This is a genomic window from Sulfitobacter sp. HNIBRBA3233, from assembly GCF_040149665.1.
Taxonomy (GTDB): domain Bacteria; phylum Pseudomonadota; class Alphaproteobacteria; order Rhodobacterales; family Rhodobacteraceae; genus Sulfitobacter; species Sulfitobacter marinivivus.
This window is the reverse complement of sequence record NZ_JBEFLP010000002.1, coordinates 148,946-162,813: the sequence shown is the minus strand read 5'-3', so window position 1 is coordinate 162,813 and position 13,868 is coordinate 148,946. Positions and strand designations below refer to the sequence as shown.

13 protein-coding genes and 1 riboswitch are annotated in these 13,868 nt (G+C 64.6%); of the genes, 6 read left to right on the top strand and 7 right to left on the bottom strand.

Annotated features, from left to right (window positions below):
* Window positions 1-50: 50 nt before the first annotated feature.
* The 5 genes from ccoP to fnrL form a co-directional block, all read right to left on the bottom strand.
* A complete protein-coding gene (gene ccoP / locus ABMC89_RS14030) occupies window positions 51-914 on the bottom strand; it encodes a cytochrome-c oxidase, cbb3-type subunit III (protein ID WP_349568966.1) in 864 nt (287 codons plus the stop codon).
* Window positions 907-1,152 carry a cbb3-type cytochrome c oxidase subunit 3 gene (locus ABMC89_RS14025; RefSeq protein WP_349568964.1) on the bottom strand — a complete coding sequence of 82 codons (246 nt, stop codon included), beginning with the start codon at window positions 1,150-1,152 and terminating at the stop codon, window positions 907-909. The genes ccoP and ABMC89_RS14025 overlap by 8 nt, the downstream gene beginning before the upstream one ends.
* Window positions 1,153-1,164: 12 nt before the next feature.
* Window positions 1,165-1,890, bottom strand: coding sequence for a cytochrome-c oxidase, cbb3-type subunit II (gene ccoO / locus ABMC89_RS14020; protein WP_349568962.1), 726 nt, complete (start codon window positions 1,888-1,890; stop codon window positions 1,165-1,167).
* 12 nt (window positions 1,891-1,902) lie between these two features.
* Window positions 1,903-3,510 (bottom strand): cytochrome-c oxidase, cbb3-type subunit I, encoded by a 1,608-nt coding sequence (gene ccoN, locus ABMC89_RS14015; RefSeq protein ID WP_349568960.1) that lies wholly within the window; start codon window positions 3,508-3,510, stop codon window positions 1,903-1,905.
* A gap of 118 nt (window positions 3,511-3,628) precedes the next feature.
* Window positions 3,629-4,357, bottom strand: coding sequence for a transcriptional regulator FnrL (fnrL, locus tag ABMC89_RS14010; RefSeq protein WP_349568958.1), 729 nt, complete (start codon window positions 4,355-4,357; stop codon window positions 3,629-3,631).
* Between the two features lie 51 nt (window positions 4,358-4,408).
* Between fnrL and hemN the strand changes: the two genes are divergently transcribed.
* Window positions 4,409-5,764, top strand: a complete 1,356-nt coding sequence (hemN, locus tag ABMC89_RS14005; RefSeq protein WP_349568956.1) for an oxygen-independent coproporphyrinogen III oxidase — start codon at window positions 4,409-4,411, stop codon at window positions 5,762-5,764.
* Between the two features lie 4 nt (window positions 5,765-5,768).
* Here the strand turns inward: hemN and ABMC89_RS14000 are convergent, their stop codons facing one another.
* Window positions 5,769-6,989 (bottom strand): D-amino acid dehydrogenase, encoded by a 1,221-nt coding sequence (locus ABMC89_RS14000; RefSeq protein ID WP_349568954.1) that lies wholly within the window; start codon window positions 6,987-6,989, stop codon window positions 5,769-5,771.
* Window positions 6,990-7,102: 113 nt separating this feature from the next.
* A riboswitch (glycine riboswitch) is annotated at window positions 7,103-7,191 on the bottom strand.
* Between the two features lie 325 nt (window positions 7,192-7,516).
* Between ABMC89_RS14000 and ABMC89_RS13995 the strand changes: the two genes are divergently transcribed.
* From ABMC89_RS13995 to ABMC89_RS13980, 4 genes are all read left to right on the top strand, one after another.
* Window positions 7,517-8,767, top strand: a complete 1,251-nt coding sequence (locus ABMC89_RS13995) for a sarcosine oxidase subunit beta family protein (protein ID WP_349568952.1) — start codon at window positions 7,517-7,519, stop codon at window positions 8,765-8,767.
* Between the two features lie 64 nt (window positions 8,768-8,831).
* A complete protein-coding gene (locus tag ABMC89_RS13990) occupies window positions 8,832-9,113 on the top strand; it encodes a sarcosine oxidase subunit delta (protein ID WP_349568950.1) in 282 nt (93 codons plus the stop codon).
* The gene (locus ABMC89_RS13985; RefSeq protein ID WP_349568948.1) at window positions 9,110-12,049 is read left to right on the top strand and encodes a sarcosine oxidase subunit alpha family protein; all 2,940 of its coding nucleotides are present in this window, start codon (window positions 9,110-9,112) and stop codon (window positions 12,047-12,049) included. Before ABMC89_RS13990 ends, ABMC89_RS13985 begins: the two co-directional genes overlap by 4 nt.
* Window positions 12,042-12,629: a sarcosine oxidase subunit gamma gene (locus ABMC89_RS13980; RefSeq protein ID WP_349568946.1), complete on the top strand. Its 588-nt coding sequence runs from the start codon at window positions 12,042-12,044 to the stop codon at window positions 12,627-12,629. The genes ABMC89_RS13985 and ABMC89_RS13980 overlap by 8 nt, the downstream gene beginning before the upstream one ends.
* 29 nt (window positions 12,630-12,658) lie before the next feature.
* On the opposite strand, the gene ABMC89_RS13975 is transcribed toward ABMC89_RS13980, so the two are convergent.
* Window positions 12,659-13,333: a hypothetical protein gene (locus ABMC89_RS13975; protein WP_349568944.1), complete on the bottom strand. Its 675-nt coding sequence runs from the start codon at window positions 13,331-13,333 to the stop codon at window positions 12,659-12,661.
* Window positions 13,334-13,418: 85 nt separating this feature from the next.
* Here ABMC89_RS13975 and ABMC89_RS13970 point away from each other — a divergent pair, with 85 nt between their 5' ends.
* Complete coding sequence (locus tag ABMC89_RS13970; protein WP_349568942.1) at window positions 13,419-13,868, top strand: methyltransferase family protein; 450 nt, start codon at window positions 13,419-13,421, stop codon at window positions 13,866-13,868.

Below are 13,868 nucleotides of genomic sequence, written 5' to 3'. Positions count from 1 at the left end.
CAGGACCGCTTCGGGGCCGGGCCGCCCGAGCCAAAGGGCGACCGATCTGCCTACTCGCCTCCTCCAAGGCTGTGAACGTAGACAGAAACCGCGTTTACATCGGCATCCGACAGGCGCTGGCCCCATGCGGGCATCACGCCGAAGCGCGCGTAGCGCACCGTTGTCTTGAGCGTTTCGCGATCCCCCCCGTAGAGCCAGATCGCATCCGACAGCGCGGGCGCGCCCAGATCACGGTTGCCTTCCGCGCTGTCCCCGTGACAGGCCGCGCAATTGTCGGCAAACACCGCGCTGCCCGCTTCGGCCAGCTGCGCGTCGTACTCCTGTGACGACAGGCTCACGACGTATTCGACCACCGCGTCGATTTCCCCGTCCTCGAGGATCTCCGCGAAGGCGGGCATCTCGGACCAGCGCGCGTCCGGGTCGGTTTCGTTGCGGATGCCGTGGTTGATCGTGTAGGCGATGCTTTCCACGTCCCCGCCCCAGAGCCATGCGTCATCGAGCAGGTTGGGATAGCCTTTCGCCCCCGCCGCACCCGATCCGTGGCACTGGCTGCATTGCGCGCGAAACACCGATGCGCCGCGCGCCACGGCATAGCGGTGCAGATCGTCAGCCGGCGCCAGCGCCGCCAGATCGGCAGAGACGAGATCGGCCACCAGCGCCTCGTTGCGCGCATCGTGGGTGGCAATGTCCTCGGCCACCTGTGCGCGGGTCGAGAAGCCCAACAACCCCGCGCTGGCCCCCGACAGCATCGGCCATGCCGGATAGGCGATGGTGTATCCCACGCCCCAGATGATCGTGGCGTAGAGCGTCCAGAGCCACCAGCGCGGCAGCGGATTGTTCAGCTCCTCGATGCCGTCCCAGTTGTGGCCGGTGGTCTCGACGCCGGTTTCCTTGTCGATCTTGGTGTCAGACATCGCGCTGTCCTTTCAGGTCCTTCAGGGCGAAGCCGCTGCACGCGCAGGTCTCGCAGGTGCCGCTACAGGTCTCGTCCTTGTCGGGCGTGTCATTTCGAAACGGGATCTGTGCCGCGTCGTCGCGGGCGTGGCGCTGGCTGGGCAGGAAGGCCCAGATCGCCGTCCCGATGAAAAATACGACCATCGCCAGCAAGACCCAGCTGTCGGCGATTTCACGCAAGAGCGAATAGGTATCCATGTTCAAGTCTCCTCAGCGGCTGGCATCGGGGGTGAAGGTCGAGAAATCGACCATGGTGCCCAGCACCTGCAAATAGGCGATAAGCGCGTCCATCTCGGTCAGCGCCGGCTGGCCGTCGAAGTTCGACACCACCGCACCGGGGTAGCGCTCGAGCAGACCGTCCCAATCGCCGTCGGGATCGGCCTGAACATTGAAATCGACCTCGGCCAGTTCGATCTGTTCGTCCGAATAGGGCACACCGACCAGCCGGTGTGTGCGCATCGTCGCCTCGATCATCTCGCCGTCCAGCCGGACGTCGCGCAGGAAGGCGTATTTGGGCATGATGCTTTCGGGGACCACGGATTGCGGATCCATCAAATGATCGACGTGCCAGGTGTCGGAATACCGCCCCCCGACGCGCGCCAGATCGGGACCGGTGCGCTTGCTGCCCCATTGGAACGGGTGATCGTACATCGATTCCGCCGCAAGGCTGTAATGCCCGTAGCGCTCGACCTCGTCGCGCATCGGGCGGATCATCTGGCTGTGGCAGACATAGCAGCCCTCGCGGACGTAGATGTCGCGTCCGGCCAGTTCGAGCGGTGAATAGGGGCGCACACCCTCGACCTCTTCGATGGTATTCTCCAGCCAGAAGAGCGGCGCGATTTCCACGATCCCGCCCACGGTGACCACCAGCAGCGAGAAGGTCAGAAGAAGGGTGGGGCTGCGTTCAAGCAGGGCGTGTTTGTCCAGAATTGCCATGATGGGCGTTCCTTATTCGGCTGGAGTTGCTTGGGGGGCTGCGACATGGGCGGGGCTGGCGCCGCGGATGGTCATCCACATGTTCCAGACCATCACCAGCGCACCGCTGAGGAACAGGATCCCGCCAAGGCCGCGGACCAGATACATCGGGAACTTGGCGCTGACCGTGTCGGCGAAAGAGTTCACGAGGAAGCCCTGGTCATCCACTTCGCGCCACATCAGGCCTTCCATGATGCCGGTCACCCACATCGACGCGGCGTAGAGAACGATACCAAGCGTGGCGAGCCAGAAGTGCCAGTTGATCGCGCTGACCGAATACATCCGCGCCTGCCCCCAAAGCTTGGGCGTCAGGAAATAGATGCAGGCGAAGGTAATCATCCCGTTCCAGCCCAGTGCGCCGGAATGCACGTGCCCGATGGTCCAGTCGGTATAGTGAGACAGCGAGTTGACCGCGCGGATCGACATCATCGGACCCTCGAAGGTCGACATGCCGTAGAACCCGAGGCTGAGCACGAACATCCGCAGGATCGGATCGGTGCGCAGCTTGTCCCACGCCCCTTGCAGGGTCATCAGACCGTTGATCATGCCGCCCCAGCTGGGCATCCACAGGATGATCGAGAACACCATGCCCAGCGTCGAGGCCCAATCCGGCAGCGCCGTGTAATGCAGGTGGTGCGGACCCGCCCAGATATACAAGAAAATCAGCGCCCAGAAGTGAATGATACTCAGCTTATAGCTGTAAACCGGGCGCCCCGCCTGTTTCGGTACGAAGTAATACATCATCCCAAGGAAACCGGCAGTAAGGAAGAAACCCACGGCGTTATGGCCGTACCACCACTGTGTCATCGCGTCCTGCACGCCGGCAAAGACCTGCACCGACTTGCTGCCCAGAAAGCTGACGGGAATGCTGAGGTTGTTGACCAGATGCAGCATCGCGACAGTGATGATAAAGCTCAGGAAAAACCAGTTGGCGACGTAGATGTGCTTCTCGCGCCGACGGAAGATCGTACCAAGGAAAACCGCAAGATAGCTCAGCCAGACCACGGTCAGCCAGATATCGACGTACCATTCGGGCTCTGCGTATTCCTTGCTCTGGGTCGCGCCCAGAAGATACCCGGTCGCCGCCAGCACGATGAAAAGCTGGTAGCCCCAGAAAACGAACCACGCGAGGTTTCCGCCCCAGAGGCGCACGCCGCTGGTGCGTTGCACCACGTAAAGCGATGTCGCGATCAGCGCGTTGCCACCAAAGGCGAATACCACCGCCGAAGTGTGCAGGGGCCGCAGGCGTCCGAAGTTGGTATAGGGCTGGCCCCAGTCGAAATTCAGTTCCGGGAACGCCAGCTGGAAAGCGATGAAGGTGCCGACCAGAAATCCCGCGATGCCCCAGAAGGTCGTCGCGATGACACCTGCGCGGATCACGCCGTCCATATAGTTTCCAGCCGGTTCGGCATCCATGCGTGGCGGCTCGTCCGTCTGGCGCAGCACCCAGATGAACATCCCCGCCGAGATCGCCATGATCAGGAAGGCGTGGAACCGGTAGGCGGCATCGTGGCCCCAGTTGCTGGCGATCGCGGCCAGCAGGGTCACAAGGCTCAACACGAGCAGTTTGACGTAATTCATGGCAAGGTCCCTTGTCGGCGACACGCATCTTGCGCGCCGGTTGTCGGGATCTTCCTATGGGGTCAGGAACCGCGATTCTTTGACATGGATCAAAAAGGACGTTTTCGCGCGACGACGCTCAGACGAGCACACCACCGTCGGCGTCATCGCCTGTCGCATCGTGCAGGGACGCCAGATCCTCGATGCCGAAATACCGCCGGTCGGTAAAGCTGATGACGCCTTCCTTCTTCAATGCGTTCAACTGCCGGCTGACTGTTTCGAGCGTCAGTCCGAGGAAATTGGCAATCTGGTCGCGCGTCATCGGCAGGGCGATCCGGGTGGGCATCTGGCCGTCGATCTGGCTGCGCCGCACCAGCATCAGCACGAATGTCGCGATCTTTTCGCGGGCGGTCTTGCGACCCAGGAGCAGCATCCAGTCGCGCGCCACGTCCAGTTCGTCCAGCGCCAGTTCCATCAGGCGCTGTGCAACATGCGGGGTATCCTCAACCAGCCGCTCGAACGGGGCGCGGCGGAAGCAGCACAATGTCACATCCGTTGTCGCCGTCACGTCGAAGTCGATCCGCGCCCGTCCGGGCCGTCCGATGAAATCCGACGGCAGCAGCAGGCCGACCATTTGCGTGCGCCCGTCCTCGAGCGTCTTGGACAGCGACGCAACACCCGAGACCAGTGAGGCCACGAACTCCAGCGGCTCGCCCCGCCACAGGATCGGCTCTCCCGCCGCAAAGCTGCGGTAGGACTTCATGCTTTCCAGCAACGCGAGTTCATCCTCGTCGCACCGCGCACAAACGGCACGGTGACGAATCGGGCATTCGCTGCATCTGACAGCGTTCAGGGACGGAGGAGGCATGGGTTGATCTGGGTCAAAGTCATTGGCTACGCAAGTCTTATAACCGATCCCATGGACAAGATCGACACACTTCGCGACCACGGCCTCTTTGACGCCAAGGTACCCCGCTATACCAGCTATCCCCCGGCGAACCATTTCAGGGAGGGGATCGGCCCCCGGTATCAGGCGCACTGGCTTGACGCCGTGCCGCAGGGATCGGACATTTCGGTCTATGTGCATATCCCCTTCTGCAAAAGGCTGTGCTGGTTCTGCGCCTGCCGGACACAGGGCACGCAGACAATGCGCCCGGTCGAGGCCTATGTCGCCACCCTGATCGATGAGCTGCACCGCGTGCGCGACCAGTTGCCCGCTGACCTGCGGATGGCGCGGCTGCATCTGGGCGGCGGCACCCCGACGATCCTGACCGCACCGCTGATGGAAAGCCTGCTCGACGCGATGTTCGCGGCGTTCGACCGCCCGGAAGATTTCGAATTCTCGGTCGAGATCGACCCGACAGAGGCGTCCGCCCCCCTGCTCGATACGCTGACCGACTACGGGATGAACCGCGCCAGCATCGGCGTGCAGGATTTCGCCCCCGAAGTGCAGCGCGCCATCGGCAGACCGCAAAGCTTTGCCCAGACCCGCGCCGTGGTAGACCATCTGCGCGCGCGGGGACTGGAAAGTCTCAATCTGGATCTGCTCTACGGGCTGCCACTGCAAACAGCGCGCAGCTTCGGTGACACCCTCGGTCTGGTGCGGCAGATGTCGCCGGACCGCCTTGCGATCTACGGCTACGCCCATGTGCCGTGGATGTCGAAGCGGCAGGTGATGATCAAGGACAAAGACCTGCCTGACGCGCAGACGCGGTTTGCACTGTCCGAACAGGCCCGCGCGTTCTTTACCGGCGATGGATACGACATGATCGGGATCGACCATTTCGCCCGCCCCGACGACAGCCTTGCCCGGGCGGCGCGCGACGGGCGTCTGCGCCGCAATTTTCAGGGCTATACCGACGATACCGCGCCAACGCTGGTCGGGCTCGGGGCCTCTGCCATCTCGCGATTCGGCGAAGGCTACGTCCAGAACGCCGCCGCGACATCAGCCTATCAGGCGCGGATCGCGGCAGGCGGGCTTGCCGGCCACAAGGGATACCGGATGCGCCCGCAGGACAGTCTCGTCGCGGCGATCATAGACGACCTGATGTGCCGTTTCGCATTGGACGAACGCGCACTGGCCGCCGCGTTTCCGGCGCAAGCGGCAGTTCTGCGCGACATCGTGCGCGGTCTGCTGGCGACCTTTCCGGGGCTCTTCCGCATCGGCCCCGGCGGTCTGCACCTTGAGGAGGACGCGCACCCGCTGGTGCGAATCATCGCTCATCACGTGGACAGCTTTGCCGCCACCGGACAGGCGCATTCCGCCGCGATCTGACCGGTCAGGCGGCGCGGTGGATTTCCGGTGCCATCTGAGCGGACACTTCGGACGCAAGGATACGCGCCGTCGCGGCAGACAGGGTCCAGCCCAGATGCCCGTGACCGGTGTTGAAGAACACGCCCTGCCCCGCACCCGCGCCCACACGCGGCATCATGTTGGGCATCATCGGACGCAGACCGGCCCATGGCACGACACTGTCGGTGTCCACACCGGGGAAATAGCGTTCACACCATTTCACCAACGGCCGGATGCGGTCGTCGCGGATATCGCGGTTCTCGCCGTTGAACTCGGCGGTGCCGGCAATGCGGAACCTGTCCGGCCCCAACCGCGAGGTCACGATTTTCGCCGCATCGTCCAGCAAGGATACAGTGGGGGCCGCCGCGCGCGAGCCTTCGTCGCGCAGGTTCACGGTGATCGAATAGCCTTTGACCGGATAGACATTCAGCCGCTCGCCCAGCTGCGCCGCGAACCCGCGCGAGGCGACGCCCGCGCACAGCACGACCGCATCGTAGTGGGTGCCGTCCACGTCGACGCCGCCACTGTCCTTGCGCACCAGCTTTTCGACGCCGCGGCCCATCTCGAAACGCACGCCGCGCGATTTCAGCCAACCGGCAACGCCCTTCGTGAATTTGTGGATATCGCCGGTCATGTCGCTTTCTGTCCAGAAGCCACCGACAAGATCACCGTTCAGCTCGGGACAACGGGCGCGCACCTCGTCGGGTGTAAGCTCGCGCCGTTCAAGCCCGCCCTCGGCCAGCAGACGCGTGACCTCCCGCGCGTGGTCCATATCGTGTTCGTTTCCGTAGAAATGCAGGATCCCCGCGGGCAGCAGGTCGAATTCCACCCCCGCAGTCTGCGCCATCTCGCGCAGCCCGTCGCGCGCGGCAATCGCCATGCGCGTGGTGCGGATCGTGTTCTCGCGGTATTGCGGAATCGCGCGGACAAATTCCGCCATCCAGCTGGCCTTGTGCCAGCTCGGTTTCAGGCTGACCAGAAGCGGCGCATCGCGGCGCCACATCCATTTCAGCCCCTTCAGAACGGTGCTGGCCTGATTCCAGACTTCGGCGTTGGAGGCCGAAAGCTGACCCCCGTTCGCAAAGCTGGTTTCCATCGCGGCATAGCGCTGGCGGTCATGGACCGTCACATCAAAGCCGAGGCGGTGAAGTTCGTAAGCAGTCGTCACGCCGGTCACACCGGCGCCAATGATGGCGATCGAGGGCATTGGGTTCCTCTCCCAAATCACGCCCCCTCCGTCACTGGCCTGAGAGATTCACCCGGAAAGTCCGGGCTTGCTCCTGCGGCGGGCGGCAGATGCCGCCACTCTTCGGAGTGTTAGAGGATCGCCGGTCCAGGGTGCCTGAGAGTTTACCGGGGCGGTTGCTCCTTCGGCGGCGGATGTCTCCGCTCTCTCCCGATCGATCCTTGCTGATGTTGCGCGGCAAGGTGCCTCGTCTGCCCCCTCCCGCGTGTTGTTTCGTATCGGAAACATGCGCGAAATCCGCCCCCCGCGTCAAGGTTCTTTGTGCTCCGGCCACCGGATTTTTCTGCGCTGCCGCATATTTCTGCATGACCCTTGCCAAGCAACCCCTGCGCCGCCTAGCCTGAACCGGCAGGGGATCGCGGTCACGGTCCCGCCGCTGCGCCTAATTCTTGCGCAGGATGTCGGAAGCGGGCGGGAAAAATATCCGGCATGGCTGGAACATTCGCCGCAACTTGCCAAACCTTGCACCGAAAGAGAGGTCCGATTCCATGCGCTACTCCGGCCTGAGGGTCATCAAGGAAGCCCTGACAGGCCACAAGGGATGGACGCCCGCATGGCGCGATCCAGAACCGCAGGCGGCCTATGACATCGTCATCATCGGCGGCGGCGGGCACGGTCTTGCCACGGCCCATTACCTCGCTTCGGTTTTCGGCGAACGGCGCGTTGCGGTGCTGGAAAAAGGCTGGATCGGCGGCGGCAACGTGGGTCGGAACACGACGATCATCCGGTCCAACTACCTGCTCGACGGCAATGAGCCGTTCTACGAATTCTCCCTCAAACTCTGGGAAGGTCTGGAACAGGATCTGAACTACAACGCCATGGTCAGCCAGCGCGGGGTGATGAACCTGATCCATTCCGACGCCCAGCGCGATGCCTACACCCGGCGTGGCAATGCGATGATCCTCAACGGGGCGGACGCGGAACTACTCGATGCCGCACAGGTCCGCCGCGAGGCGCCGTTTCTCGATTTCGACAATGCCCGCTTCCCGATCAAGGGCGCGCTGATGCAGCGGCGCGGCGGGACGGTGCGCCACGACGCGGTGGCCTGGGGCTACGCCCGCGCCGCCGACAGCCGCGACGTCGACATCATCCAGAACTGCGAGGTCACGGGCCTGCGCATCGAAGATGGCCGTTGCCTCGGGGTCGAGACGACGCGCGGCTTCATCGGCGCGAAAAAGGTCGGAAGCGCCGTCGCCGGCTCCTCCTCGCGCATCATGGACATGGCCGGGCTGCGCCTGCCCATCGAAAGCCACGTTCTCCAGGCCTTCGTTTCCGAAGGTCTCAAGCCGGTGATCCCGGGGGTCATCACCTTCGGTGCCGGGCATTTCTACGTCAGCCAGTCCGACAAGGGAGGGCTGGTTTTCGGCGGTGACATCGACGGCTATAACTCCTACGCCCAGCGCGGCAACCTGCCCGTGGTCGAAGATGTCTGCGAGGGCGGAATGGCCCTGATGCCGATGATCGGGCGCGCGCGCCTGCTGCGCATGTGGGGCGGGATCATGGACATGTCGATGGACGGCTCGCCGATCATCGACCGCACCCCGGTGGAGGGGCTCTATTTCAACGGTGGCTGGTGCTACGGCGGGTTCAAGGCCACGCCGGCCTCCGGCTACGCCTTCGCGCATCTGCTGGCCCGCGACGCGCCGCATGACACCGCGACCGCCTACCGGCTCGACCGGTTCGCAACTGGCCATATGATCGACGAAAAAGGGATGGGCAATCAGCCCAATCTGCACTGATGCACCGGCGCTTCTCCATTTTGCCAATAAACTCAATCCCGCAGCCCGCCCGAGGCACCGACAGATGATTATCGATCACCCTCTTCTCGGCCCGCGTGACAGCGCCGAGTTCACCTATATCGGAGACGCCTCGCTGATGCGCCGCCCCGATCCCGCAACGGCCAGCGCTGCGGACTGGCACGCCTACGCCTACCTGCGGGCCAACCCCGCAGGGACACACCGCGAGCTTTGGTTTCACGAGGGCGGTGACCGGTCGTATCTGGTGGTGACGCGCAACACGCTCACGCACGAGATCGAGGGCGTGGAACTCGCCCGCGACGCGGCCCGCGCGGAGCGGACCCCATGACGCGGAACCTGCGCCTGACCGGCGGGCTGATCGACCGCGACCGGACGGTAAAATTCATGTTCGACGGGCGCCACTATACCGGCCACCCCGGCGATACGCTCGCCTCGGCGCTGCTGGCCAACGGGGTACGCCTGATGGGGCGCTCGTTCAAATACCACCGCCCGCGCGGGCCGCTGACCGCAGGGTCCGAAGAGCCGAACGCGCTGGTCGAATTGCGCGGCGGCGCGCGGCAAGAGCCCAACACCCGCGCCACCACCGCCGAACTCTACGACGGGCTGGTCGCGCGCTCGCAGAACCGCTGGCCCAGCCTCGCCTTCGATGCGATGGCGGTCAACGATGCCGCCTCGGATTTCCTGACGGCGGGGTTCTATTACAAGACATTCATGTGGCCCGCGTCCTTCTGGGAAAAGCTCTACGAGCCGGTGATCCGGCGCGCGGCGGGCCTCGGGTCGCTGTCGCGCAAACCCGATCCCGACAGCTACGCCAAGGGATACCGTCATTGCGACCTTCTGATCGTCGGGGCCGGACCGGCAGGGCTGATGGCCGCGCTCACAGCCGGACGCAGCGGCCGTCAGGTGATCCTTGCAGACGAGGATTTCCGGCCCGGCGGACGGCTCAACGCCGAGTTCGACACGCTCGATGCCATGTCGGGCACCGAATGGGTCCGCGAGACGCTGGCCGAGCTCGACACCATGGCAAACGTGCGGCTGATGACGCGCACCACAGTCATCGGCGCATTCGACCACGGGATCACCGGCGCGGTCGAGCGGGTGTCAGACCATCTGCGCACCCCACCCGAAGGCAAACCGCGCCAGATTTTCTGGCATATCTACGCCCGTCAGACATTGCTCTGTGCAGGGGCGACCGAACGGTCCATCGCTTTTGACAACAACGACAGGCCGGGGATCATGCTCGCCTCGGCGCTGCGCACATACGCCAACCGCTATGCGGTGACGCCCGCACGGCGTGTCGCGGTCTTTACCAACAATGCCGACGGCCACCGCACCGCCGCCGATCTCGACCGTCTGGGGGTGCATGTCGCCGCCGTGATCGACACGCGCCCTGAAGCGCCGCTGTCGAAAGACTACCAGGTTCTGCGCGGGGCGCAGGTGGTGAACACCTCCGGCAGGCTGGGCCTGACTTTCGTCGAGGTGCGCCTTGCCGATGGCAGCCTGCGCACCATCGAATGCGGTGCGCTTGGCGTGGCAGGCGGGTGGAACCCCAACGTCCAGCTGACATGCCACCAGCGGGGCCGTCCGGTCTGGGACGAGGCGATACATGCTTTCGTTCCCGGCCCCGATCTGCCGGCGGGGATGCAGGTTGCAGGGGCTGCTGCAGGGGCGTTTTCCACACATGCCGCGCTGCTGTCGGGCACCCGAGCGGCGGCCCGAATGCTCGATATCGCGCCAGTGGACGTCCCCGTTGCCGAGGACGCCGCAATCGAACAGACGCCGTTCTGGTTCGTCGAGGGGGCCAGCCGCGCATGGGTGGACCAGCAAAACGACGTCACGGTCAAGGACATCAGGCTGAGCCATCAGGAAGGCTTTCGCGCGGTCGAACATCTGAAACGCTATACCACGCTGGGGATGGCGACCGATCAGGGCAAGACGTCCAACATCACCGGGCTGGCGATCATGGCCGGGATCGCGGGCAAGTCGATCCCGGAAATCGGCACGACGATGTATCGCCCCCCCTACACCCCCACCGCCATCGGTGCGCTTGCCGGACGCGCGCGCGGGTCCGATTTCAAACCCCTGCGCCTGACACCCTCGCATCACTGGGCCAAGGAACGCGGTGCGGTATTCGTGGAAACCGGCCAGTGGCTGCGCGCCCAGTGGTTCCCCCAAGCGGGCGAGACCCACTGGCGCGAAAGTGTAGACCGCGAGGTCCGCCAGACCCGCGCGTCCGTCGGGGTCTGCGATTGCACGACACTGGGCAAGATCGACGTGCAGGGGGCGGATGCTGCGGCGTTCCTGAATTTCGTCTACTGCAACGGTTTCGCGAAGCTGCCAGTGGGGCGTGTGCGCTACGGGCTGATGCTGCGCGAGGACGGGATCGTTCTGGACGATGGCACCGCCGCACGGCTGGCCGAGGATCACTTCGTGGTCACCACCACCACGGCCAACGCGGGCCGCGTGTTTCAGCATATGGAGTTCGTCCGCCAGTGCCTGCGCCCCGACATGGACGTGCAGCTAGTCTCGACCACCGACGCATGGGCGCAATATGCCGTGGCGGGGCCGAATGCACGCCGCCTTCTGCAAAAGATCGTCGATCCTGCGCACGACATTTCGGACACGGCTTTCCCCTTCATGGCCTGTGGCGCCATCACGGTCTGCGGCGGGCTGCGCGCGCGGCTCTTCCGGATTTCCTTTTCGGGGGAGCTCGCCTTCGAAATCGCGGTTCCCGCCCGCTACGGTGACGCGCTGATGCGCAGGCTGATGGAGGAAGGAGCCGAATTCGACGTGACCCCCTACGGCACGGAAGCCCTGGGCGTGATGCGGATCGAAAAAGGCCACGCGGCGGGCAACGAACTGAACGGCACGACGACCGCGCGCAACCTCGGGCTGGGCCGGATGGTGTCGGACAAGAAGGACAGCATCGGTGCCGCCCTGTCGCGGCGCGAGGGCCTGAACACGGAAGCCGACCTGCGCCTGATGGGGATCAAACCGCTGCGCCCGGGCGACAAGATCACCGCGGGCGGGCATCTGATGGCGGCGGACGGTCCGATCGACGCGGCCCACGATCAGGGCTACGTCACCTCTGCGTGTTTCTCACCGACGCTTCAAAGCATGATCGGCCTGTGCTTTGTCAAAAACGGTGACGCGCGAACGGGCGAGCGGATGCGCCTCGTTTCGCCCCTGACACGGTCAACGGTGGAGGTCGAAGTGACCTCGCCGCATTTCATCGATCCGCAAGGGGAGCGTATGCGTGGCTGACCTGATCCCCCTCAACGCCCTTGGCGGCGACACCCCCCGCAGCACCAGCCACCGCGACATGCGTCTGGTCGAGGTCCCCGATCTGGCATTCGCCTCTGTCGCCGCGCGGCGCGGGCGCGAGGACGCCTGTGAGGCAAAACTCGCAGGCTGGCTTGGCACTGATGCGCCTGCGGTCGCGCAATATACGGGCGACGACACCCGCGCGGCCTTCTGGACCGGTGCGGCGCAGTGGATCGTCGCGACACCCTATAGCGCGGGAGAGGACCTTGCTGCGACGGTGAAAGACGCCGTGGGCGCGACCGGATCGGTTACCGAACAGACCGACGGCTGGACTGCTATCGACCTCAAGGGGCCGCACGTCGTCGCGGTGATGGAGCTGTGTTGCAGGCTGGACAGGCGGTATCTGCGCGATCTGCCGGCGCAGCCCGCTACCGGTCCGGTCAGCGCCCAGCGCACCAGCATCCATCACATCGGATGCTTCGTCATCTGCCTCAGTCCCGAACACCTGCGGCTGATCGGCCCGCGGTCGATGGCACAAAGCCTGTTTCACGCTGTCGAGACCGAGATGCGGGCGATCTGAACGGCGCATCTGGCCGCGCCATCGCCGGGTCAGCTGGCAAGTGCGGCGGCAAGCCGCGCGTGGGCGGAAACACCGCGCGCGTCGAAGGTAATGTCGCGCAGGAATATCCCCTGTGACTGGTTCACCCGCTGCAACAGCTTCTCGGTCAGCGGCGTCTGGAACAGGGTCTGGCGCAGAATGTCACGTTCGGGCGCTGTCAGGCGCAAAACCTCCGGTCCGGTCTCTGACTGGACGCTGACATAGGTCAGGGGGGCAAGCCGCCAAAGCTCGGACTGTTCGACCACCAGATGCAGCTCTCCGTGTTTCATGCCGCGCCCCGCGGCGATGCGGGTCAGTGCAGCGCGCGCCTGAACCCGCAGCAGATCGAGCGCGCGGTCCGCCGCCGCCGCGTCGATCAACCGGCCCCGTCGCGATTTCGGAACCCGCAGCAGGCGCATTTCCACGAACCAGATCATTGCGACCATCAGGATCGGAGCCTGCGCCATCGGCAGGGCCATCGCATTCCAGCTCAGCCCGATCAGGATCAGCGGTGCGAGGGTGAGCGCATAGCGCAGCGCCTGGAATTCGGCAATCAGCCGCAGGAACCGCCAGAAGCCCACGCTGTCGCGCGGCCAGACCGTCACCCGCCCGAAGAATTTCCGGGGCAGTTGGCGCACCTTCAGGATCGCTGGGTTGCGCAGGGTGTCATGTGTGACAATCAACATCCGCCGAAGATAGCGGATTTCAGGACGGTGGACAGGGTGCGCGGTGCTGCGTAGCGTCGCGGCACGCAACCCGAAAGGACGCAACATGAAAGGCTTTCCCGATCTGCCGCCGCTCTGGTGGCTGGGCAGCATCGCGGTGATCTATGCGGGCCGCTACGCGCTGCCGGGCCTGCACGTCGACCATCCGCTGCTCGATGCCCTGTCGTGGCTCCTTTTTGCCGCCGCACTCGTGCTGGTGGCATGGTCGGCGATCTGGTTCTTTCGCAAGCGCACCCCGATCGAGCCGCACCATCGCCCGAAAACGCTGATCGTCGAAGGCCCCTACAGGGTTTCGCGCAATCCCATTTATCTGGCGCTCATCATGCTGACGCTTGCCTCGGCGGCTGGGCATGGATCCATCATCGGCCTCGTGGCCACCGGAGTGCTGTGGTGGATTCTCGACCGTCGGTTCGCCGCGCCCGAAGAGGCGCTTTTGCGCGACACCTTCGGGCGGGAGGCCGACGCCTACATCGCCAGAACCCGGCGCTGGATCTGA

Bases quoted from the DNA above. Each gene is read 5' to 3' on its own strand.
- ccoP (WP_349568966.1), bottom strand. From the start codon at position 914: ATGTCTGACACCAAGATCGACAAGGAAACCGGCGTCGAGACCACCGGC.
- ABMC89_RS13970 (WP_349568942.1), top strand. From the start codon at position 13,419: ATGAAAGGCTTTCCCGATCTGCCGCCGCTCTGGTGGCTGGGCAGCATC.
- ABMC89_RS13995 (WP_349568952.1), top strand. From the start codon at position 7,517: ATGCGCTACTCCGGCCTGAGGGTCATCAAGGAAGCCCTGACAGGCCAC.
- ABMC89_RS13990 (WP_349568950.1), top strand. From the start codon at position 8,832: ATGATTATCGATCACCCTCTTCTCGGCCCGCGTGACAGCGCCGAGTTC.
- ABMC89_RS14025 (WP_349568964.1), bottom strand. From the start codon at position 1,152: ATGGATACCTATTCGCTCTTGCGTGAAATCGCCGACAGCTGGGTCTTG.
- ccoO (WP_349568962.1), bottom strand. From the start codon at position 1,890: ATGGCAATTCTGGACAAACACGCCCTGCTTGAACGCAGCCCCACCCTT.
- ABMC89_RS13975 (WP_349568944.1), bottom strand. From the start codon at position 13,333: ATGTTGATTGTCACACATGACACCCTGCGCAACCCAGCGATCCTGAAG.
- ABMC89_RS14000 (WP_349568954.1), bottom strand. From the start codon at position 6,989: ATGCCCTCGATCGCCATCATTGGCGCCGGTGTGACCGGCGTGACGACT.
- hemN (WP_349568956.1), top strand. From the start codon at position 4,409: ATGGACAAGATCGACACACTTCGCGACCACGGCCTCTTTGACGCCAAG.
- fnrL (WP_349568958.1), bottom strand. From the start codon at position 4,357: ATGCCTCCTCCGTCCCTGAACGCTGTCAGATGCAGCGAATGCCCGATT.
- ABMC89_RS13985 (WP_349568948.1), top strand. From the start codon at position 9,110: ATGACGCGGAACCTGCGCCTGACCGGCGGGCTGATCGACCGCGACCGG.
- ccoN (WP_349568960.1), bottom strand. From the start codon at position 3,510: ATGAATTACGTCAAACTGCTCGTGTTGAGCCTTGTGACCCTGCTGGCC.